Below are 22,125 nucleotides of genomic sequence, written 5' to 3'. Positions count from 1 at the left end.
GAACGGCTATAAGCTGTTCCTTTTTTAGTATAGAGTATTTTGATGTGGGCAATTCGGAAAGGCATGTATATCTTGAATTTGTCTAAAATCATAATGCTTCATTGCGAACTGCGCTTGATAAAGGTATTCATACACATATAATTGACCATCATGTGCTGAACATAATACACCAGAAGTTCCCTGCCCATTTATGAAGGAAATACCGATAGGGCGTCCGATTAAGTATTGTATTTTTTGTTGCCAATGCATAGGGAAATCACTCCTTTTAGAGTTAATATACGAAATGGACGAATGAATTGTTGCTTATCCACATAATTATGGAGGCTTTTTATACAATTTCTAGAAGATATTAATATGAATGAATTACAAGTGCGAGAAAGGAATGCATAATGAAGAAAGAAAATATTTTAGAAGAAAAGTTAAATATAATAGAATGGTGTCAAACATTGAAGGAAGTACCTGATGATATATGGTTTCAATCATTTAAAAATGGTTCGTGGGGGATTGCAGATGTGATTTCACATTTTATTATTTGGGATGATTTTGTAATGAAGTATCGAATTCCTTATTTTCTTAGTACTCAATCAGTGCCTCATTTTCCAACAGATGTAGAGGAAATGAATAAGAGTGCAATTATATATGCAAGATCAGGTATTTCAAGAGAAGAGCTTATCAATCAGTTTAGCTATACTCGTAAACAATTAGTAGACGAAATTGAGCGAATTCCTGCCGATAATTTTTATAATGACTTTCAAATTGGTACTAAAAAAGTCATGCTGAATCATTATTTTTCATCACTCATTCAGCATGACTTAAAGCATAAGGAAGAAATAATCCAATTTTTAATACATAATCAAGTCTAATATAAAAACCGCTAACATTCGTAATGAATGTATAGCGGTTTTTATATTATCTTAAGCAAGATTTTTACGTTTTTTTGTCCATTTTTTAAGGATGAAGTATAGTAGGATAAGTATGACGCCGCCAATTGCGAAAGACTTCACATACGGTCCCGCAATATCGTTTATATTCTCCCAATTTTGACCTAGTTTTTCACCTAAATAAATGAAAATGATAGACCAAGGGATGATTGCAAGTGCTGTTAATGTAGTGAAACGTAATAATGGCATTTTTGTAATACCAGCAGGAATTGAAATCGCATGACGTACTACTGGAATAAAGCGTGCAGTGAAAATTACACCAGTCCCGTAACGGTTAAACCAATCTTCAGCTGCATCTATATGTTTTTTATGAATGAAAATATATTTTCCGTATCGTTCTAATATAGGTCGTCCACCGTATCGTCCAAGCCAATAAATAAAGATTTGAGCAATAACGCCGCCAATTGTACCGAATACAACGGCGCCTACAAATGAGATACTACCATTGAATACTAAGAATCCCGCATAAGCAAGGACGATTTCACTTGGAATAATCTCAATCATTAGACCAAGCATAATGCCCCAATAACCTAATCCTTCAAAAAACGTTAATACTGAATGAATAAAACTACTTACCATTGTTGCACCTTCTAGTTTATGTATTTTTGAATAGGTGAACCTTATACTTAATAACATAAAAGATTCACTATGTGTAGATTATACCTTATTTGTATAGGGGATTGCTATTTCAATTCTTTTATGTCTCTCATAAGTAGTATAGTACAGGATATGAGCTTAGTTTTCATGAAGAGAAAATGAAAAGATTATTAAAAATTTCTCATAAAAAAATAGAAGCATTTCTGCTCCTATTTTTTACGGTTTCACTTCTAAATTTTGTAAAAATAAAGTTGCTGTTACGTAACGTTTCGCTAACATTTGTACATAAGCGGTATGTACAGAAAGGGTCGCAATAATAATAGCGTTACGAATTGCTTCACGTTGTTCGTTGTTAACCTGATCGAACTTGCTTGCAATTTTATCAGCTCTTTCTTTCACGATATTTTCAATTGTATGGATTGTATCTGTTGCATTTAGTTGTAAGCAGTTCCCTTGATTGAGTTCTTCAAATAGAGAAGAGTATGCCCCATATAAATGAACAGGATTGATTAAGTCATCACTTCGATCGGCTGGGTCATTTACAATAAGGCGTAATAGCTTACGAATGGATTCAAAATCAAGTGCTGTTTTTAAATCTTCAACAATGAATAGTAAGGCTGCTTGTTCAATTGAATATTTTTTTCCTTTTTGAGGAGAGCCAATCATTTCTTTTATATCTCGTTTCACCCAGTTTTGCATGGCTGTTACTGAGAAACTTGTATTTTCAATCTGATTTCCAAGCGCAACTATTTCATTTAATGAAAAACCGACGTCTGTATCATCAATTTTAATCAGTTTTTCAAAAATAGGTGAAAGTGCGGTAGTAATAAAAGCAGTTACGCTTTGTCCGCTTTCAATATCTTTTTTATGTGACTTTGCCCAAGCTTCTTGTAAAATACCGAGAGGCTTTTTCGTATTCCATCCTCTTAATGATAGAAGAAGGGTAGCCATTTCGTTTCGTGTGAGATGAAATGTTTCCATCTTTTCACCTCCAAAATAATAAAAAGTTCTTATGAACTTATAATATGTTTTGTTTCATTTAAAGTCAATTCTGTTTTGCTTAATTTTTCCTTTGTCACCAAACTGTCGGAAGTAAATAATACTTGCATATTTCGACAAAAGTTCATATAATAAGTTCATAAGAACCTTTAAAATGTGTTTAAAAACAAATCTATCATTCTGAATTTACTAGAAAGGTAGATTTCACATATATCTATATAAAAGGAGAATGGATATAATATGATGAAAAAACTTGTAGCAGTCATGACAGCATTCATGGTTATTTTTGGAGCTAGTAGCTTCATGTTTGTAGATCACGCAGCAGCGAAGGGTTACAAATCTGGTAAAAAATCATACACACCAAGTTCTGGTCAAAAGTCAAAAGTTGATTTGAACAAAAAAGATAATAACGTGAATTCACAAAAAACAACAACAGATTCAAAAACAAAAGCAACAAACACAGCACCAAAAAGTAATAAAGGAAGCTTTATGAAAGGTTTATTACTAGGTGGTCTTGGTGGTTTACTAATGGGTAGCTTATTTGCAAATATGGGAGCTCTTGGTTCTATATTAGCGTTTATGGTAAATATGTTAGTAATGGCTGGTATCGTAATGTTAGCAGTTCGTGCTTTTAAATACTTCAAAGATCAACGTAAGAAAAAGGAAGATGAAGTAGCATGGAAACAATAAAAATTTCTGAACAAGAATTAATAAATGCGCTTTGCGTATATATCGCTGAAAAAAGACAAGTTGGTCCAGAAGAAGTTTTAGTTGAACTAATGTATGATGATGACTACGGTTTCTCTGCTGAAGTAGAGGTAAATGGTCGCCAGCAAATTTTAATTCAAGCGAACTTAATCGAAGCACTACGCTTATTGCTTGACAGAGAATATAATGTCAATTCATTTGCAGCAAGATTACAACTTGAATTAGACGATGAAGAAGGCATTTACGCATTAGCGAAATTTAATAACTCGGAAGAGTAGAAAAAAGAGCTGTTGAGAGTAATCTCAGCAGCTCTTTTTAGTATGTGCATATGCCAGGGAATAATCACACCAAATTTCATTCATTTTCCGTCTACCAACATCAATCATCGGGTTAAATTGAATGGCAGCTTGTTGTCGTACGGTATGTACATGTTGAATCGCCTGTTGTAAGTGTTGTTCAACCGAATGAGATTTTGGATTTACTTGTTTTACGATTGAATATCCAGCAACTGTTCCTTGCGCCATCGCAATCTTTCCGCTTTCAATCCCAGTGATATTTCCAGCTACAAATAAACCGGGAAGAGGGGTTTCCATCGTTTCGGAATGGAGAGGAACGTGCCCGCCTAATTCCTGAATGTAACGGAAAGGACAGCCAGCTACAGCAGCCAGTTCAGCAAGAGGGTATAAGCCACCTGCAATACAAACGAAGTCTGCCTCATATATTTGTTCCGATCCAGTTATGATGTTTCCTTTCGTATCAATATTAGCAACGCGTACACCTTCAACTTGATCTGTACCGATAATTTCAAGAGCTGCTTTTCGAAGGTGAAGTGGTGTGCCATTTATTTTCATACCGTTATTTGGATAGAAGTTTAATCCAGCTTGTTTCGCCCAATTATATTTCATCAATCGACTACCTATACGTAATAAAGGTGACGGGGCAAGGTGGGCAGCATGTAATAGAGAGTTTAAAACTTCTTCTGGTTCACCAGCCCTTTGACTTAATTCACTTTTTTCAGGAAGTACGATATGTTCCACTTTAATTCCCGCTAATTGTAATTCATTTAAAATAGCGAATGACAAAATGTTAGCACCAATAATTATTCCTTTTCGCCCAACTTGAACACGATGTACATTTGTCATTACTTGGGCTGCCCCGATTGACATAACTCCTGGAAGTGTCCAACCAGGGAAGGGGATAGAGTACTCAGCAGCTCCAGTAGCAAGTAGAACGAACGGTGCTTCTAACGTACCGATATTCGTATGTACGAACCAAGAACTTTCATCCTTATCTAAATTATAGACGGAAATGCCGCATCGAATATCAACTGAAAGTGATTTTGCTTCTTCGTGAAGGCGTTTTGACTCTTCTATACCATTCCACCATTCTCCAGTAGGTTCTTGATGTAATTGTCCAAGCAACCTTCCGCCAGGTTTCATAAATTCATCAATAACAAGTACATTTAGTCCAAAACGAGCACAAGAGATGGAGGCTGATAAACCTGCGGGTCCAGCTCCAATAATAATGACATCGTTCATCGCTTTTTCACCATCTCTCTGACGATATTTGGATGCTGTTTGCCGCTATTAACTACCATATCTTTTTCAACAACAGTTAAGCATGCTCGTACGTTCGTTTGATTGTTTACTTTCACGCGGCATTCAGAACAATGCCCGATATTACAGTAAATACCTCGCGGCGTCCCGCTATCTTCATGCACTCTTAAAGTTCTTATTCCGTTTGCAAGTAAAGCGGCCGCAATCGTTTCATGTTCATATGCTTCATATTGTTGCCCGTTAAATTGGAAAGTGATGCGATTACTACTATTTAAACTCCCTAAAACAGGGTGATGGGTAATTCTATTCATTTATTTTCACCTACCGCTCCAAAGGTAACTGCGCGCACTGGTGGTTGATATTTTAATGGAATTTCATTAGTAGTTACTTCAGGATTTGCACTTTCAATCATTCGATCTATCATCATTCTACATGTGCGGCCACCGCAAAATCCCATGCCAGCACGTGTTCTTAGTTTTAATTCTCTCGCCGAGCAATTATATTCAGCAATTGTCGATTGAAGTTGACCGTATGTAACTTCTTCACATCGACAAACAATTACATGATCTTTATTCGTCATATGTATTCCTCCTCTAGTTCGGTTTGCACAAATTATATAATGCAAAAACTATGCCAATATAGAGGAGGGAAACGGTTATTGTAAACCAAGTTTTTTTAAACGGTTATATAAAGTGGCTCTCGTAACACCGAGTTGTTTCGCGCACTCTAATTTATTCCCATTTAAAATGCGTAAAGCCCTCTCAATAACTTTCTTCTCATGTTCATCCATTTCTTCTTGTAATGAAAGGATTGTATGATTGTTGCTGAGTAATAGGGAATGAGCCGTATGATTCTCTAACGTTTCAGTTGTATGAAATGGTAAATATTCTTGTTTTATAATACCGTCAGTCGCAAATACGACAAGTCTTTCAACAACGTTACGAAGTTCGCGAATATTACCTGGCCAATTGTAATGAAGTAACTCATGCATAATGCTGGAAGGTAAGTCACGAATTGGTCTGTTATAGTTGATTGAAAAATCGTTTAAAAAAGAATAGGTTAATTCAATAATATCCTCGCGTCTTTCGCGCAGCGGTGGAATATGCAAGCTAACTACATTTAGGCGATAGTATAAATCTTCTCGGAACGTGCCTTTTCTCATTTCCTCTTGTAAATCACGATTTGTAGCAGCGATAATGCGGAAATTAATATGAATCTCTTTTTCTCCACCAACTCGGTAATATTTTCGTTCTTGTAGTACACGTAAAAGCTTTACTTGCATATCGAGCGGCATTTCTCCTATTTCATCTAGGAATAATGTACCGCCTTGCGCGAGCTCTATTTTACCCTTTTTCCCTTTACTATTTGCACCAGAAAACGCCCCGCGCTCATACCCGAATAATTCACTTTCAAATAACGCTTCTGGAATGGCGCCGCAGTTAATTGAAATGAAAGGTGCTTTAGTTGCTTCACTTGCTTCATGGATTGCTTTCGCAAATACTTCTTTTCCAACACCACTTTCTCCGAGTATTAAAACTGTTGATTTCACCGAACACACCTTTCTAGCTAATTGTATCGTTCTTTGTATAACAGGGCTCTTTCCATTCATCGCAAGGAAAGGGTCTAATTCATCTTTATATTTTGCGACCTCTTGTTCTAATCGGTGCATTTCATGTGACATATTAAATAGTTTTTCATTTAAAGCAACTTGATTCGTAACATCAGTTTCTGAAACGACTGCTCCAATAATTTCATCGTTACAATACACTGGGTTTGAGTTAATTAATACAAATAAATCTGGACGAGGCTGATGGAACTGAGCAATTATGCTTTTTCCGTCATGTAATGATTGTAAAATTTCCAAATCTTTATAGTCAAAAAAGCGAGTGATAGGTTGTCCAATAATTTCAGTATGGTTGACTGAAAAAATCTTTTCGGCGCCATCTGTCCAAGTACGAACACATTCTTTATCATCGATAACTGTAACAGAAGAATCAGTTGTTTGTATTACGGTGTTATAGAAAGATTGTAGTTCATTGTAAGACTTAACAAGAAACGGAATGATTTGCTGAGCCGTTATACAGCATATAGGCTCTTTATTTTCGTTTATTACGATAACGGTCATTTCATGAGAAAACGCGTCAATTAAAGTGTTGAATGAATCATCTTCATCTATAACTGCACAGTTGTATTTTTCTGTAGTAGAAGGGCTGTAATAAAACTTTTCGTTAACTTGCTCAATATGTTGCAAATTGTTTGTGTGATCAATTAATAAAGTTTTTAGAAATTCTTGTATTGTGGGAAATGAGAATGCCATATTGTCCTCCTATTATGTATAAAAATTTTGACAGTGATAAAAAAATAATACACCTATTTATGATAAATTCAAAATATTTTTACAAATAAAAATATTATTTGTAAAAAGTGTATATATGTAGAGTTGGCACGTCAATTGCATAAAAGAAAGTGAGGGATTAAAAAGAAGGGAGGGGTGCTACGTGAGGCACTGTGACGTTTTAATAATAGGTGGTGGAATTATAGGATGTTCAATCGCTTATTACACTTCAAAATACGGAAGAGACGTAACAATCATTGAAAAAGGAGAATTTGTCAGTGGGACGTCTTCACGGTGTGACGGGAATATTTTGGCTATTGATAAAGACCCAGGGTTTGATAGTCAAATGTCGTTAGTAAGTCAAAAGTTAGTAACTGATTTAAGTGAAGAGTTAGAGCACTCATTTGAATATAGAGCACCAGGAAGTATTCTCGTATGTGAGTCGGACGAAGAAATGGAAGCAGCCCAGCAATGGGTGAATCGTCAAAAGGAAGCTGGTTTACCGTTTCGAATGCTTGATAGACAAGATATAAGAGAAGAATCGCCATTTTTTGCAGAAGATTTATTAGGCGGGTTAGAATGCGCAACGGATTCGACTGTAAATCCATATCTCCTTGCTTTTTCACTTCTTACAGAATCGAAGAAATTTGGTACGAAAGCTTTTAATCATACGGAAGTAAAAGAAATGAAAAGAGATATAGACGGTTCCTTTATTGTAGAAACGACTAACGGGACGTTTACTGCGAAACAAGTGGTAAACGCAGCCGGTGTGTGGGCTCCGAAAATCGGAGAAATGTTGGATGTAAATATCCCAATTGAACCGAGAAAAGGGCATATTATTGTAGCTTCAAGGCAACAACACGTTGGTTGCCGTAAAGTAATGGAATTTGGCTATTTAATTTCTAAATTTGGCGGAAAACGAAAAGTGGATGCTTTAACTGAGAAATATGGGGTAGCTCTTGTGTTTGAGCCGACAGAAAGCCAAAATTTTTTAATTGGTAGTAGTAGAGAGTTTGTAGGTTTTCATACGAAGATAAACAACGAGGTTATTAAATGTATTGCAAACAGAGCAATTCGTTTTTATCCGAAAATGGCGGATATGATGGTGATTCGTTCATATGCTGGATTACGCCCGTGGACAGAAGATCATTTGCCAATCATTTCACGCGTGCAACATATCCCGAACTACTTTATCGCAGCGGGGCATGAAGGGGATGGCATTAGCCTTGCAGCGGTTACTGGAAAAGTAATTGAAGAGTTATTAAATGAAAAAGAAACAATCATTCCTATTGAACCACTTCGTTTGAGTCGTTTTACAGAAAGGGTGTTAAATGGATGAGGTCACAAAGAGTCTTTACGACGATTGATACACATACGGGCGGGAATCCGACGAGGACATTGATAAGCGGACTTCCAAAGTTAATTGGAGAGACGATGGCAGAGAAGATGTTACATATGAAAAAGGAGTATGACTGGATTCGCAAATTGTTAATGAATGAACCGCGTGGTCATGATGTAATGTCAGGAGCACTATTAACAGATCCGTGTCATCCTGAAGCAGATATTGGTGTTATATACATAGAGACAGGTGGATATTTACCGATGTGTGGTCACGATACAATTGGTGTATGTACAGCTTTAATTGAATCAGGTTTAATTCCTGTAGTTGAACCGATTACTTCGTTAAAGTTAGACACGCCAGCCGGCTTAGTTGAAGTGGATATCTTTGTTCAAGATGGAAAAGCGAAAGAAGTCTCTTTCTGTAACATACCAGCTTTTTTATTGAAACATATTACTGTACAAGTTGAAGGGATTGGAACTGTAGAAGCAGATATTGCGTATGGAGGAAATTTCTATGCCATTATTGATGCGAAGTCAGTAGGTTTAGAGTTAGTACCGGAACATGCATCTACAATCATCGATAAGGCAATTCATATTAGAAATATCATTAATGAGGAATTTGAAATCATTCATCCGCAGTATTCATTTATTAGAGGGTTAACCCATATTGAATTTTATACAGATCCTACTCATGAAAGTGCTCATGTGAAAAATACAGTTGTCGTTCCGCCAGGAGGAATTGATCGTTCTCCATGTGGTACAGGAACATCAGCGAAGTTAGCTGTATTATACGCAAATCAAAAAATTGAAGTGGATGAAGAGTTTATTCATGAGAGTATCGTTGGCTCTTTATTTAAAGGGTGCGTCATAAATACAACATCTGTAGAAAATATTGAAGCTGTCGTAACGAAAATTACAGGTTCAGCTTGGCTTATGGGGATGCATAGATTTTTTTATAATGAAAAGGACCCACTTAAAGAAGGCTTTTTGCTAATTCCGCCGATGGAACATGAAACGGAGGATGTAAAATGAACATTCAAAAAATGTATACAGCAGTAGACGTACATGTAAATGGTGAAGCATTTCGTGTAATGAAAGATGTACCATGCAAATACTACTACAGTTTAGAGCAATTAAACGAACAATTTTCAGGTGAATTAGCAGAAGAAATGAAGCTTGTATTAAATGAACCACGTGGTTTTATCGGATTAAATGGATGTATTGTCGTTCCTTCTATTCATATGGAAGTCGATGCAGCTGTATTATTTTTTAATCATGAAGGATCCATTCCGCTTCATTATGGGGGGATTGTCGCAGTCATAACGATGTTACTAGAAAGCGGGTATTTAAAAAAGAGAGAGACGAACCAATACAAAATTGAAACGCTATCTGGTATATTTTCAATCCATGCGTATGTAGAGAATGATGAAGTTGTATCTGTTTCGTTTGAAAGTAAACTATGTTATATGATTGAGAAAAATTTACAAGTTGGTAATATAAGTTACTCTCTCATTCAGGCAGATAAAGTATATGCAGTTGTAGAAAAGGATGCATATTCACCAGAAATCAGTATTGAAAATATCTCTAAATTAAAAAAATGGAGTGAAGTTACACTTCAAGCTATACAAAAACAGTCATTAATAAAAAGACTTATTTTAGTAGAATCTATGCAAACAGAAAAGAACCATATAAAGTCGATTACATTTCATGAAGATAACTTTATCGTACGTTCGCCTGGTTTTGTTTCTACTATTGTATCTTATGTTCATACATTATTTAAAAATGATTATATAGCGGATAAACCTTTTAAAAATGAAAGTATATTTAATAGCTTTATAACAGTGGAACAAGTGAAGAAAGAAGAACAAGGATACATTTTTCGCTTTGAAAGTAGAGGATTTATTACAGGGATGCAGACGTTTCTATTAGACTCTACAGATCCGTTTCCGACAGGATTTTTATTAAAATAGTAAAGGGAGAGATAAATATGAAAAAAATTAAAGGGGCATTTCCAGTATTGATCACACCGATGGATGAGTTTCAAGAAATTAATTGGAACGGTGTAAAACAAAACGTAAACTATTTTATCGATCAAAAGGTATCTGGCATTATTATTAATGGAAGTACAGGTGAGTTTGTTAGTTTATCAAAAGAAGAACGATTTAAAATGGTAGAAACAGTATTAAAAGAAGTTGATGGCCGTATTCCAGTTATTGTAGGAACTGCAGCAGAAACGACGAAAGAAACGATTGAATATACGAAACATGCAGAAGCACACGGAGCGGATTGCGCATTAATTATTAACTCGTACTATTGTAAGCCGAAAGAAGAGGAAATTTATTTTCATTTTAAAGAAATCTCAAACGCTGTAAATATACCAATTATGTTATACAATAATCCGTTTACATCTGGTGTTGATATGAGTACAGAGCTCATGCTACGTATTGGAAAAGAATGTGAAAATGTTACACATATTAAAGAATCTAGCGGAGATATTCGTAAAGCAAGAGATTTAGTACGACAAGGCGAAGGTGCTTTTCAAGTCTTCTGTGGATCTGAAGATTTAGTTATGGAATCTTATTTAGTAGGTGCAACGGGATGGGTTTCAGTAGCAGGAAATATCGTGCCGGGACTTGTTACGAAAATGTATGAGCATTTCCAAAATGGTGAATTAGAAAAAGCTTGGGAAATAAACGATGCTATTTTACCTCTTTGCGAGTTTCTTGAAGGATCAGGAAAATATGTACAAATCGTTAAACGCTCAATGGAATTACACGGGCAAGCAGGGGGACCTTCTCGTTATCCGAGACTCGGATTAACTGAAGAAGAAGATCAAAAACTTCAAACGATTATTTCAAAAATTGCAGCTCATGCAGCTGTTTAAATAAGGAGGAGAGCATATATGTTAACGACAAACATTGAGCTGAGACCAAAAGTGAAAGCGTTTTTAAATGAAGAAATTAAATTGTTTATTAATGGTGAATTTGTACCTTCCATTAGCGGGAAGACATTTGAGACATACAATCCAGCAACAGAAGATGTTTTAGCTGTCGTATGCGAAGCGCGAGAAGAGGATATTGATGTAGCGGTAAAAGCTGCAAGATCTGCATTTGAATCAGGACCTTGGGTAGAAATGACTACCGCTGAAAGAGCGCACCTTATTTATAAATTAGCAGACTTAATTGAAGAGCATGGAGAAGAATTAGCGCAGTTAGAAGCTTTAGATAATGGAAAACCATGTCAAGTAGCACTGGATGATGATATTGCAGCGACTGTAGAAAATTATCGTTATTATGCGGGATGGGCTACGAAAATTATCGGGCAAACAATTCCGATTTCAAAAGATTACTTAAATTACACACGCCATGAACCTGTTGGCGTTGTAGGTCAAATTATTCCTTGGAATTTTCCACTCGTTATGTCTTCTTGGAAAATGGGAGCTGCACTAGCAACAGGTTGTACAATCGTATTAAAACCAGCAGAGCAAACGCCTTTATCGTTATTATATACAGCGAAGCTCTTTAAAGAAGCAGGTTTTCCAAACGGTGTTGTAAACTTTGTTCCAGGTTTTGGCCCTGAAGCAGGAGCTGCAATCGTAAACCATCATGATATTGATAAAGTAGCCTTCACAGGTTCAACAGTTACAGGGAAATATATTATGCGTCAATCTGCAGAAACAATTAAACATGTAACGTTAGAACTTGGTGGTAAATCACCAAATATCATTTTAGAAGACGCTGATTTAGAAGAAGCGATTAACGGCGCATTCCAAGGTATTATGTATAATCACGGCCAAAATTGTAGTGCTGGATCTCGCGTATTCGTTCACCGAAAACATTACGAAACAGTCGTAGCTGAATTAGTAAAAATGGCGAACAACGTAAAACTTGGAGCAGGTATGGAGAAGGAAACGGAAATGGGGCCACTCGTATCTAAAAAGCAACAAGAACGTGTGCTACATTACATTGAACAAGGAAAAGCAGAAGGTGCTACTGTTGCTGCTGGTGGTAAACGGGCATTTGAAAAAGGATATTTTGTACAGCCAACAGTTTTCACAAATGTTACTGATGATATGACAATTGTGAAGGAAGAAATTTTTGGACCCGTTGTCGTTGTACTTCCATTTGATTCAACAGAAGAGGTTATCGAAAGAGCAAATCGCTCTTCATACGGACTCGCTGCGGGCGTATGGACACAAAATATTAAAACAGGACATCAAGTTGCCAATAAATTAAAGGCAGGAACAGTATGGATTAATGATTATAACTTAGAAAATGCAGCTGCACCATTTGGTGGCTTTAAACAATCTGGAATCGGTCGTGAGTTAGGTTCATATGCGCTTGATAACTATACAGAAGTGAAAAGCGTTTGGGTAAATATAAAGTAATAGAGAATCTAACTGTTAATAAATAGAGGGATGAAATAATGAGAGATACGGACAACTGTAAGGTTTAATAATAGTTGTCCGTTTTCTTATATATAAAATAGTTTTCAAAAGAATGTTAAGGGGGATTTGGATGGAGCAATTAGTAGAGTGGTTAGTAGGGCAAGTATGGAGTATTGGGTTAGTTGTTTTTGCATTAGGGGCAGGTGTGTATTTTACAATTGCCACTCGTTTTCTGCAAATTCGTTATTTTAAAGAGATGATTAAACTATTATTTGAAGGGAAGAGCTCGGAGACGGGAATTTCATCCTTTCAAGCATTTTGTTTAGCCTTATCAGGTAGGGTTGGAATAGGTAATATCGCAGGGGTCGCGACAGCTATCGCTTTTGGTGGACCAGGAGCTGTGTTTTGGATGTGGGTAATGGCTCTTTTAGGAGCAGCGAGTGCATTTGTTGAATCAACATTATCTCAAGTGTATAAAAGTAAAGTTGGGAATGAATACCGAGGTGGTACACCATATTTCATTGAAAAAGGCCTGAAAATGAAATGGTTTGCAGTCATTGTAGCGGTTGTTGTAACACTTTCATATGGCGTTTTATTACCAGGTATTCAGTCTAGTAGTATCGCAGTTGGATTTGAAAACTCTAATGGCATTAGCAAATATATAACTGGAATATTATTAGTTATATTATTAGCATCAATCATTTTTGGTGGCGTAAAGAGAATTGCGGGCGTTTCGCAAATGCTTGTTCCATTTATGGCAATAGGTTATGTAATTGTTACATGTATCGTATTAATTGCGAATGTAACAGAAATTCCAAGTATGTTCGCTTTAATTTTCTCTAGTGCTTTTGGTGTAAATGAAATGTTTGGCGGAATCGTCGGTGCAGCGATCGCATGGGGCGTAAAGCGTGCTGTATTTTCAAATGTTGCTGGTGTTGGAGAAGCGACGTATAGCTCCGCTGCTGCTGAAGTATCCCATCCTGCAAAACAAGGTTTAGTTCAAGCGTTTTCTGTATATATCGATACAATTGTTGTATGTACAGCGACAGCTCTTATGATTTTAATAACAGGTATGTATAATGTTATACCTGAAGGGAAAAGCGCTATAGTAAAGAATATAGGGAATGTTGATGCAGGTCCAATCTATACACAACAAGCAGTTGAAACTGTTATGACAGGGTTTGGTCCATTATTTATTTCAATCGCAATATTTTTCTTCGCATTTACAACTTTACTCGCATACTACTATATCGCTGAAACAACACTTACTTATTTAGATCGTGAGCTTAAACATAGCTGGTTAAAACCAGTTTTAAAAATTGGATTTTTAATTATGGTTTACATCGGTAGCGTAGAATCAGCGTCGCTTTTATGGAATCTTGGAGATTTAGGAATCGGTAGCATGGCATGGTTAAACTTAATTGCGATTCTACTATTAAGTAAAATCGCATTAAAAGTGTTAAAAGATTATGAAGTACAGAAAAAGGAAGGGAAAGATCCAGTATTTGATCCTAAAAATGTGGGGATTGAAGGTTTAACGTTTTGGGAAGAAAGAAGTAAAGAAATTGAAAGGAAAAACTATAAAGAACAAACGGTAGAGGATGATAGTCTGAAATTTTAGTTATAATAAACTGAATATTCATTCTATTATACGAGGTATATTACCTTCTTTTCATCACATACTACAATAGGTACACATAATTTGAATGGGGGTAATAATAAGATGGAACACGAACAACATAGTTCAGTAAATGACGTTCTACATCATTATAAAGAAGGTATCGGTAGTTTTACAAACCAAATTCCTGAAATTGCAGAAACATATAATGCATTCACGCAAGCTTGTTTTCAAGAGGGCGCTTTAACAAAAAGGGAAAAACAACTTATCGCATTAGGAATTAGTCTAGCAACGCAAGATGAATATTGTACCATTTATCATACAAAAGGTTGTCTTGATCAAGGATGTTCAGATAAAGAGATTCTGGAAGCATGTGGTGTATCAGCAGCATTTGCTGGCGGAGCTGCAATGAGTCAAGCGGTAACATTAGTACAAGAGTGTTTAAGTGAACTGAAAAATCAGAAGCATTGAATGTAAAAGAACGTTTTAAACTTTATGTTTAAAACGTTCTTTTACGTGAGATTAAATTTGAGTATAAAAATTATCTGGTATGTGATGTATTAAAGTAAGAATTTTAAATTTAGTCGGAATGAGAAATAACAACTATTTATTTAGTATTAAGATTTTCTAAAAAGTTTCAATTGTTTCATATAATCAATAGCTTTTGTTTTGTTCTTTTGTTTACATACATATTCGAATTCATTCTTATCTCGATAATAACAATTCATTATTTCTTCTGTAAGAAATCCATCGGAAATAGCTTTTTTAATTGCGCAATGTGGTTCATTTGTATGAGTGCAGTTAGAGAATTTACAGCTCATAGATATCTCTTCGATATCTTCATAGCCAAGATTAAAGTTGTCCTCATGTTTTATTAAGTCAAAACCTGTTTTACTAATGGTTAATCCCTCCACTTGCCATACATTATATAAGTATGTTTTATCTAAATATATATTTCCTTTTAGTAACCTGTTATTCCTTCCTTAAAACTTGGTACAATGAAACAAAAGGGGGATTAGTAATGCAAAATTTAGTAATTGAAGAGATTAAGCAAATAAATGATGATATGGAAGAGCTTTCTAAACTTTTGAAAACGGTTGTAGATGATGGGGCGTCAATTGGTTTTTTACCTCCACTGGAACAAATAGAATCAACAAAGTATTGGGAAACTGTTTTAGCACCAGAAGTGATCTTGTATGTTGCTAAAATAAATAATGAAGTGGCAGGGAGTATTCAATTACATTTAGTTACAAAGCCTAATGGGATTCATAGAGCTGAAATTTGCAAGTTAATGACTCACCCGAACTTTAGACGTAACGGTATTGGACGTTCGCTTATGCAAAAAGCAGAGGAAAGAGCAAAGCAAGAAAATAGGTCTCTTATAGTGCTAGATACGAGAGAAGGAGACCCTTCTAATAGATTGTATAAATCATTAGACTATAAAGAAGTTGGAAAAATACCAGAATACGCAATATCTCCAAATGGTAATTTAGATGCAACGGTTATTTATTATAAAATGATTTAGTATTTTTATTTGAAAAGAGGGATATTTTTAAACGGAAAATCTGTTATTAGGTCTGAGTATTGATTTGTAAAAAGATTGATAACCCCCTGTATAATAGGGGGTTTCTTTTCATTCATTAACTTCATATTGAATGTTCAATTTGAGGGCCAATTTGTATAAGGTTTTAACAGTTGTATAAGAGGTATTACTTAAATAGGAATTTTGAAGTCTTTTGGTGAATATTAAATGTTAATCTAAAAGATGGAGGTTGCTGTGATGTTGAAACTGTTTCAATATAACTGGCAAGTTCGTGATGATTGGTTTACATGGTGCGAAGACATATCGGCCGAAGAACTGGTAAAGAAACGGGTCGGTGGATTCGGCAGTATACTACATACCCTATTTCATATAGTAGATGTGGAATATATGTGGATCTTAGGGTTGCGTGGTGAATCAGTGCCTGAGGAGCCATTGTTTGAAGAGTATGCCAGCTTACAAAAAGTGAAAAATCTTTCAGCTCAATACCACGGGAAAGTGAAGCCATTTGTGACCTCTTGGACAAATGAAATGGATTCTCGGAAACTTTCAAAAGCTGACTTCAATGAAGAGCCGATTAGCTCAAGAGACGCACCAATTAGGCGCCGAGTCATTGAATGTACACACGGAGAGTTAATACGTCATGTCATTGTCCACGAAATCCATCATATCGGCCAGTTATCTATATGGGCACGTGAAATCGGAAAGGAGCCAGTTTCCGCAAATCTGAGAGGGAGAGGGCTATTTGATAACTAGACTAACTTTGCCAATTTCGTAATTTATTTATAAACGAATAGTTTAATTGAGTATATTTAACACCGTCTATATTTCTCTAGCGGTGTTATTTGAATGTATCAATAAAATTTATATAATGTACTAAATGAATTTGAGAAAGTTTTTAGAGGGTTCTTTTCGTTATACTCCTTGACTTATAATGGATGTAGAGAAGATGACTAGCCGACTATAGTTATTTTCGCTTTATTATGGGAAAGGGGATGACGGGATGAGAACGAAAGGTTTACAGAAGGTGAAGAAAGTTATATTAAGTGGTGGTATATTACTTACGGGATTGTTAACTTTCGGTTTTTCAGAAAAAGCTTCAGCTCATGGATATGTTGAATCACCAGCGAGCCGTTCTTATTTATGTAAGCAAGGGGTAAATGTAAATTGCGGACCGATTCAATACGAGCCGCAAAGTGTAGAAGGAATAGGTGGATTCCCGCAATTAGGACCTTCTGATGGACAAATCGCAGGAGCAGGCCATTTTCCTGCTTTAGACGTTCAATCAGTTGATAGGTGGAAGAAAGTTACGTTAAACGGCGGGACGAATACATTCAAGTGGAAACTAACCGCACCTCATAGTACGAAAGAATGGAAATACTATATTACGAAAAAAGATTGGAATCCAAATAAGCCGTTAACAAGGTCTGATTTAGATTTAGTGCCATTCTATGTGAAAAATGATGGGGGAACAAGACCAGGAACTTCAGTAACTCATGAAGCGAATGTACCTACTGATAGAAATGGATATCACCTTATTTTAGCTGTTTGGGAAATTGCAGATACTGGGAATGCATTTTATCAAGTTATAGATGTTAACCTTGTAAATAACGGTTTAGCATCAAATTTTCCGCTAAATCATGTAGTGCAAGCTCCTAGCTTATTTTAAATAAAATATACATTTTGATCATCTAATTCATTTTAGATGATCTTTTTTTACGAAAAACGATGAAAAATATAGAAGAAAGTGCAATTATTTATAAAAAATTATGCTTTAAATATTGTCATATTTGCTTCTTTAAGATATCCTTTTCATGAAGAGGTGGAAAACATGGAAAAAGTACTAGTTTTCGGGCATAAAAACCCAGATACAGATGCAATTTGTTCTGCAATTGCTTATGCAGAATTGAAAAAAGAATTAGGAATGAATGCTGAGCCTGTACGTTTAGGCGAAATCAACGGTGAAACTCAATTTGCGTTAGACCATTTTAAAGTAGAAGGACCGCGTTTTGTTGAGACAGTTGCAAGCGAAGTGGACAACGTTATTTTAGTTGATCATAACGAGCGTCAACAAAGTGCTAACGATATCGAGTCTGTTCGTGTGTTAGAAGTTATTGACCATCACCGTATTGCTAACTTTGAAACAAGCGATCCTATTTACTATCGTTGTGAGCCAGTTGGTTGTACAGCTACAATCTTAAACAAAATGTACAAAGAAAATGGCGTTACAATTCGTAAAGAAGTTGCAGGTTTAATGTTATCTGCAATCATTTCAGATTCTTTACTATTCAAATCTCCAACTTGCACAGAGCAAGACGTAGCAGCAGCTCGTGAATTAGCGGAAATCGCTGGTGTAGATGCTGATAACTACGGCTTAGAAATGTTAAAAGCTGGTGCTGACTTAAGCGGAAAAACAATGGAGCAATTAATCTCTCTTGACGCTAAAGAATTCCAAATGGGTAATGCGAAAGTTGAAATCGCACAAGTAAACGCTGTTGATACAAACGACGTTCTTGTACACCAAGCGGAACTTGAAAAAGTTATCTCTGCAGTAGTAGAAGAAAAAGGTTTAGACCTATTCTTATTCGTTGTAACTGATATCTTAACTAACGATTCTGTCGGTCTTGCGATCGGTAAAGCAGCAAACGTTGTTGAGAAAGCATACAACGTATCTCTAGAAAACAACACTGCTACTTTAAAAGGTGTTGTATCTCGTAAAAAACAAATCGTACCAGTATTAACAGAAGCATTCCAAGCTTAATTTTATTGAGTACAGATACACAGCAAGGACAAGTAGTCGGATTGGCTACTTGTCCTTTTCTATCTCTAAAAAACAGAAAATTAAAATTTTAAAACAGGAGGATTGTGTATGCTTAATGATTTGGAGAGTAAATTACAGTCACTTTTAGAGCGAAATATTACTTCTGTTTCAGAATTAGAGAGTTGGCTTTTGGATGAACTGCGTGTAACCGCTGAAATAGAAGAGGAGATAACAAGTAGTTTAATTGCCACGTATAGAGATACAAATGACAGAAATAAACGTAATTTACATATGTATAATCAAAATACAATTCAACCACTTTTAAAAAGATACAATGCGAAATTTGACCAGAAATTTAGAAAGTCTCCGTTTTCCGACTTATTAAATGAGCAGAAATACGGTTTTATGAAAAAAGCAAGATTGGTAAAAAGTAAAATGTTTAATGACAAGAATATTGCTCTTTCCATTAAAGAGCAAAAGCTTATTACGAAATATAGAGAAATAATGTCTAACATATCTATTAATTGGGAAGGAGAGCAAAAGACGTATGCATACGTAAAAGCAAAACTAGATAACCCCAATAGAGCTATTCGCGAAAAAGCTTGGTTCGCTTTATGTGAAGCAAGAAGTATAGTGAAAATAGAAATAGATTGTATTATGAATGAACTCATACAATTGCGGAATGAGATCGCTTTAAATGCAGGATTTAATAATTATAGTGAGTATGCTTTTAAACAAAAAAATAGAGATTATAGTATTAAAGAGTGTTATAAGCTTCATGAATCTATAGAAAAGTATGTTGTACCAATATGGGAACAGTTGGGGATTCTTTCTAAAAACAATCTCGGTGTAAAAAAATATTGCCCTTGGGACCTTACTCCATGTAAATTACCAAAAGCTCCATTCCAAAATGCTATTGATTTATTGAATGGGGTGGAAGAAATATTTCGGAAGACAGATTTATATTTTTATGAGAAATTTATTCATATACGAAAAACGGGATTAATTGACGTAGAAGAGCGTGAAAATAAAGCACCGGGAGCTGCTTGTTTTACCTTTCCTCATAGTAAAGAGGTTTTTGTGTATTCTAATTTTAGTCCATCATTTTATACAATTAACGCGCTAATACATGAAGTGGGGCATGCATTTCATTTTTATAAACAATTTAACAATGATAGTAGCATGCAAGAAAGGTATCTTCGTGAAGAGGTAGCTGAGCTTTATTCCCTAGGTCTTGAGTTGCTAGTAATGGATAAGCTCAATATCTTTTATAAGCAAGAGGATGAATATAAAGAAGTGCAGCGCGTACAATTATATCGTGCTTTGTCTTTATTAATGTCGTCAATTGCAGGAGATGTATTCCAGCACTGGATCTATACAAATCCAAACCATACATCAGAAGAACGTGATAAGAAATACGCTGAAGTATGTAAAAGGTATCAATATTCACCAGTCAATATTGTAGGATTAGAAGATGAAATCGGTGCAAGCTGGTTAGAGTCATTTCATTATGTTCAGTTTCCTTTCTATAAAATTGAATACGCAATTGCGCAAATAGGAGCAATGCAATTGTTTCAAATTTATCGAGAGGATCCAAAAAAAGCGATTGCTTTCTTTAAAGAGGGAGCGAATGCAGATTGGAATTTATCTATACAAGAAATATATGAAAAAACAGGTGTTACGTTTGACTTTTCGGAAGAAAGGATAGAAAGTACTGCAAGTGTAATTTTTGATCTAATAAATGAATTAAAATAAGGATAGCATTTGCTATCCTTATAACTGTTTGTTCGTAGATTTTTTCTTGTTTATATAAAATGTAATAATTGCAGTAATGAGGAAAATAGGTATAGCATATGCTTGCCCAACAAACAATTTCCAGCCAACATGATTATAGCCTTCAGATGCTGGAGCAATCATAGCGATTACGCAAACGATAATATAGAGTACTAGCGCAGGGATTATATTTTTCATTTGTTCACCTCCTTTTCATAAAATCATCACATGTATATTTGTATAATACATTATGGTTTGAGAAAAGATATATGTTTTTCTAACATTTATGTAAATAAAAGGGTTGTTATTAAGTGGAATAGAATAGGTGTATGTAGAATGATATAGGGGTGTTACATATAATGAACAATATATTAAATCGAATAAAGAAAGATGTAAGTATAGAATTATTGAATACGCTTTGGCCTGGTTTTAATAGGGCTGCATTTGCATTATATAATGATGAGCATGTGTATGTATTTCATCATCCATTATTTTTGAAAGATGATGGTGAGTATGCCGTTTTAAAGCGAGATGACCAATTTAAGGCTGATACATGTATCTTATTAAAAGATTATCCAACTGCCATCGTGAATATGAATAGGCATAAAGATTATGAAAGTTTACTTGCGATTGTGGTGCATGAACTTTTTCATTGCTATCAATATTTGAATAAAGAAAGTAGATTTCCAAATGAATCTCTAGGATTTCTATATCCTATATTAGAAGAAAATATAGGATATAGAAATAATGAACGAATGTGTTTATATGATGCTGTGCATTGTAAGTCACAAGCTGAGAAATATAATTATATTAAGCAATTTATTGAACTAAGAGAGCAAAGAACTAGTTTTATGAAAGAAGAGTTTATAACATATGAGTGTATGGTTGAAAGTATAGAGGGGCCTGCTTGGTATGTAGAAATGAACGCTTACAATGCAATATGTGAAAAGGATGAAAGCGAAACATTACGAAAATATAGCGGATTTATTTTAGATGCATATGAAGCTAATTATAACATTAGGAAGAGCTGCTATAGCTCAGGAATGCTTTTATGTTTATTATTAGATGAAATCCTTCCTAACTGGAAAACGAGCTTCTTTAATAGTGATAAATCGTTATATGCCTTTTTAAAACAAAATATAAATGTGGATTTGAGTTTTAATAATGAAATTGCAATAAGTAAAGAAACGAAGCAAATCCTTCATTTTGTTCAAAACGAAAGAGACAAGGATTTTAAACAATTCTATAAAGAAAAAGGGTATCATCTGTATATTGTAGGTAATATGAAATTAAACATGTTTAATCCAATGAATGTAAATTTAAACGGAAATAAAGCATTACATAAAACCTTTTTAAGTGTGAGTATACATAATAAAACATATATGATAGATCAACCTGTTTTAGCATCTTTTGAAGAAGATTTTAAAAATATGAAACAAGTTCATATTATAATGAATGAAAAACCGATAGAAACAAATAATGGATGGAACGTAGTGGGGATTGGAGATATAGAAGGTGAGTATGAAGAAGTAGAGAATTCTATATTTTTATATTTAAAAAGTTAGAAGA

General features: G+C 35.0%; 25 protein-coding genes. 16 read left to right on the top strand and 9 right to left on the bottom strand.

Annotation, left to right across the window (positions count from 1 at the left end; all coding sequences use genetic code 11):
* Nucleotides 1-24: 24 nt before the first annotated feature.
* Entirely contained in the window at nucleotides 25-249 is a 225-nt protein-coding gene (locus ACU8YW_RS14055) for a hypothetical protein (protein ID WP_000558704.1), read from the bottom strand.
* A 140-nt stretch (nucleotides 250-389) separates the two neighbouring features.
* On the opposite strand from ACU8YW_RS14055, the gene ACU8YW_RS14050 reads away from it, so the two are divergent.
* The gene (locus ACU8YW_RS14050) at nucleotides 390-863 is read left to right on the top strand and encodes a DinB family protein (RefSeq protein WP_199694197.1); all 474 of its coding nucleotides are present in this window, start codon (nucleotides 390-392) and stop codon (nucleotides 861-863) included.
* Nucleotides 864-914: 51 nt separating this feature from the next.
* Here ACU8YW_RS14050 and uptA read toward each other — a convergent pair whose 3' ends face one another.
* Both uptA and ACU8YW_RS14040 read right to left on the bottom strand, forming a co-directional pair.
* A complete protein-coding gene (gene uptA, locus ACU8YW_RS14045) occupies nucleotides 915-1,520 on the bottom strand; it encodes an undecaprenyl phosphate transporter UptA (RefSeq protein WP_061664652.1) in 606 nt (201 codons plus the stop codon).
* 234 nt (nucleotides 1,521-1,754) lie between these two features.
* Nucleotides 1,755-2,519 (bottom strand): DUF1836 domain-containing protein, encoded by a 765-nt coding sequence (locus ACU8YW_RS14040; protein WP_000447225.1) that lies wholly within the window; start codon nucleotides 2,517-2,519, stop codon nucleotides 1,755-1,757.
* Nucleotides 2,520-2,777: 258 nt separating this feature from the next.
* Here ACU8YW_RS14040 and ACU8YW_RS14035 point away from each other — a divergent pair, with 258 nt between their 5' ends.
* Both ACU8YW_RS14035 and ACU8YW_RS14030 read left to right on the top strand, forming a co-directional pair.
* Complete coding sequence (locus ACU8YW_RS14035) at nucleotides 2,778-3,227, top strand: hypothetical protein (protein WP_426934244.1); 450 nt, start codon at nucleotides 2,778-2,780, stop codon at nucleotides 3,225-3,227.
* Entirely contained in the window at nucleotides 3,215-3,523 is a 309-nt protein-coding gene (locus tag ACU8YW_RS14030; protein WP_377919676.1) for a YxcD family protein, read from the top strand. Before ACU8YW_RS14035 ends, ACU8YW_RS14030 begins: the two co-directional genes overlap by 13 nt.
* A gap of 24 nt (nucleotides 3,524-3,547) precedes the next feature.
* Here the strand turns inward: ACU8YW_RS14030 and ACU8YW_RS14025 are convergent, their stop codons facing one another.
* From ACU8YW_RS14025 to ACU8YW_RS14010, 4 genes are all read right to left on the bottom strand, one after another.
* Nucleotides 3,548-4,783 (bottom strand): NAD(P)/FAD-dependent oxidoreductase, encoded by a 1,236-nt coding sequence (locus ACU8YW_RS14025; protein ID WP_426934245.1) that lies wholly within the window; start codon nucleotides 4,781-4,783, stop codon nucleotides 3,548-3,550.
* Complete coding sequence (locus tag ACU8YW_RS14020) at nucleotides 4,780-5,112, bottom strand: (2Fe-2S)-binding protein (RefSeq protein ID WP_426934246.1); 333 nt, start codon at nucleotides 5,110-5,112, stop codon at nucleotides 4,780-4,782. Before ACU8YW_RS14020 ends, ACU8YW_RS14025 begins: the two co-directional genes overlap by 4 nt.
* Nucleotides 5,109-5,381: a (2Fe-2S)-binding protein gene (locus tag ACU8YW_RS14015; protein WP_088063714.1), complete on the bottom strand. Its 273-nt coding sequence runs from the start codon at nucleotides 5,379-5,381 to the stop codon at nucleotides 5,109-5,111. The genes ACU8YW_RS14020 and ACU8YW_RS14015 overlap by 4 nt, the downstream gene beginning before the upstream one ends.
* A 75-nt stretch (nucleotides 5,382-5,456) precedes the next feature.
* Nucleotides 5,457-7,118: a sigma-54 interaction domain-containing protein gene (locus tag ACU8YW_RS14010; protein ID WP_088122355.1), complete on the bottom strand. Its 1,662-nt coding sequence runs from the start codon at nucleotides 7,116-7,118 to the stop codon at nucleotides 5,457-5,459.
* Between the two features lie 181 nt (nucleotides 7,119-7,299).
* Here ACU8YW_RS14010 and ACU8YW_RS14005 point away from each other — a divergent pair, with 181 nt between their 5' ends.
* The 7 genes from ACU8YW_RS14005 (at nucleotide 7,300) to ACU8YW_RS13975 (ending at nucleotide 14,953) form a co-directional block, all read left to right on the top strand.
* A complete protein-coding gene (locus ACU8YW_RS14005; protein WP_098189805.1) occupies nucleotides 7,300-8,475 on the top strand; it encodes an NAD(P)/FAD-dependent oxidoreductase in 1,176 nt (391 codons plus the stop codon).
* Nucleotides 8,472-9,509 carry a proline racemase family protein gene (locus tag ACU8YW_RS14000; protein WP_060487075.1) on the top strand — a complete coding sequence of 346 codons (1,038 nt, stop codon included), beginning with the start codon at nucleotides 8,472-8,474 and terminating at the stop codon, nucleotides 9,507-9,509. The genes ACU8YW_RS14005 and ACU8YW_RS14000 overlap by 4 nt, the downstream gene beginning before the upstream one ends.
* A complete protein-coding gene (locus ACU8YW_RS13995) occupies nucleotides 9,506-10,447 on the top strand; it encodes a proline racemase family protein (RefSeq protein ID WP_088063711.1) in 942 nt (313 codons plus the stop codon). Before ACU8YW_RS14000 ends, ACU8YW_RS13995 begins: the two co-directional genes overlap by 4 nt.
* Before the next feature lie 17 nt (nucleotides 10,448-10,464).
* Nucleotides 10,465-11,361 carry a 4-hydroxy-tetrahydrodipicolinate synthase gene (gene dapA / locus ACU8YW_RS13990; protein ID WP_426934247.1) on the top strand — a complete coding sequence of 299 codons (897 nt, stop codon included), beginning with the start codon at nucleotides 10,465-10,467 and terminating at the stop codon, nucleotides 11,359-11,361.
* Nucleotides 11,362-11,379: 18 nt separating this feature from the next.
* Nucleotides 11,380-12,864: an aldehyde dehydrogenase family protein gene (locus ACU8YW_RS13985; RefSeq protein WP_097907907.1), complete on the top strand. Its 1,485-nt coding sequence runs from the start codon at nucleotides 11,380-11,382 to the stop codon at nucleotides 12,862-12,864.
* Between the two features lie 130 nt (nucleotides 12,865-12,994).
* Nucleotides 12,995-14,485 carry an alanine/glycine:cation symporter family protein gene (locus ACU8YW_RS13980; protein WP_088063708.1) on the top strand — a complete coding sequence of 497 codons (1,491 nt, stop codon included), beginning with the start codon at nucleotides 12,995-12,997 and terminating at the stop codon, nucleotides 14,483-14,485.
* A 102-nt stretch (nucleotides 14,486-14,587) separates the two neighbouring features.
* On the top strand, nucleotides 14,588-14,953 hold the full coding sequence (locus tag ACU8YW_RS13975) for a carboxymuconolactone decarboxylase family protein (protein ID WP_016087526.1): 366 nt from the start codon (nucleotides 14,588-14,590) through the stop codon (nucleotides 14,951-14,953).
* Nucleotides 14,954-15,099: 146 nt separating this feature from the next.
* Here ACU8YW_RS13975 and ACU8YW_RS13970 read toward each other — a convergent pair whose 3' ends face one another.
* On the bottom strand, nucleotides 15,100-15,396 hold the full coding sequence (locus ACU8YW_RS13970; RefSeq protein ID WP_088063706.1) for a hypothetical protein: 297 nt from the start codon (nucleotides 15,394-15,396) through the stop codon (nucleotides 15,100-15,102).
* A 107-nt stretch (nucleotides 15,397-15,503) separates the two neighbouring features.
* Here ACU8YW_RS13970 and ACU8YW_RS13965 point away from each other — a divergent pair, with 107 nt between their 5' ends.
* The 5 genes from ACU8YW_RS13965 to ACU8YW_RS13945 all read left to right on the top strand — a co-directional run bounded on the left by ACU8YW_RS13965 (nucleotide 15,504) and on the right by ACU8YW_RS13945 (nucleotide 20,538).
* The gene (locus tag ACU8YW_RS13965; protein WP_088063705.1) at nucleotides 15,504-16,007 is read left to right on the top strand and encodes a GNAT family N-acetyltransferase; all 504 of its coding nucleotides are present in this window, start codon (nucleotides 15,504-15,506) and stop codon (nucleotides 16,005-16,007) included.
* Nucleotides 16,008-16,262: 255 nt separating this feature from the next.
* Nucleotides 16,263-16,778, top strand: coding sequence for a DinB family protein (locus ACU8YW_RS13960; protein ID WP_088063704.1), 516 nt, complete (start codon nucleotides 16,263-16,265; stop codon nucleotides 16,776-16,778).
* A gap of 247 nt (nucleotides 16,779-17,025) precedes the next feature.
* Nucleotides 17,026-17,691 carry a lytic polysaccharide monooxygenase gene (locus tag ACU8YW_RS13955; protein WP_048547409.1) on the top strand — a complete coding sequence of 222 codons (666 nt, stop codon included), beginning with the start codon at nucleotides 17,026-17,028 and terminating at the stop codon, nucleotides 17,689-17,691.
* A 162-nt stretch (nucleotides 17,692-17,853) separates the two neighbouring features.
* A complete protein-coding gene (gene ppaC / locus ACU8YW_RS13950; protein ID WP_426934248.1) occupies nucleotides 17,854-18,783 on the top strand; it encodes a manganese-dependent inorganic pyrophosphatase in 930 nt (309 codons plus the stop codon).
* A gap of 108 nt (nucleotides 18,784-18,891) precedes the next feature.
* A complete protein-coding gene (locus ACU8YW_RS13945) occupies nucleotides 18,892-20,538 on the top strand; it encodes a M3 family oligoendopeptidase (RefSeq protein ID WP_426934249.1) in 1,647 nt (548 codons plus the stop codon).
* A gap of 18 nt (nucleotides 20,539-20,556) precedes the next feature.
* Here ACU8YW_RS13945 and ACU8YW_RS13940 read toward each other — a convergent pair whose 3' ends face one another.
* The gene (locus tag ACU8YW_RS13940) at nucleotides 20,557-20,754 is read right to left on the bottom strand and encodes a DUF4017 family protein (RefSeq protein WP_087983846.1); all 198 of its coding nucleotides are present in this window, start codon (nucleotides 20,752-20,754) and stop codon (nucleotides 20,557-20,559) included.
* Nucleotides 20,755-20,915: 161 nt separating this feature from the next.
* Between ACU8YW_RS13940 and ACU8YW_RS13935 the strand changes: the two genes are divergently transcribed.
* Nucleotides 20,916-22,121, top strand: coding sequence for a peptide ABC transporter permease (locus ACU8YW_RS13935; protein WP_426934250.1), 1,206 nt, complete (start codon nucleotides 20,916-20,918; stop codon nucleotides 22,119-22,121).
* Nucleotides 22,122-22,125: the final 4 nt, after the last annotated feature.

It is taken from the genome of Bacillus pretiosus, from assembly GCF_052947655.1.
The sequence above is the reverse complement of the archived record's forward strand: the minus strand, read 5'-3'. Positions and strand labels throughout refer to the sequence as shown.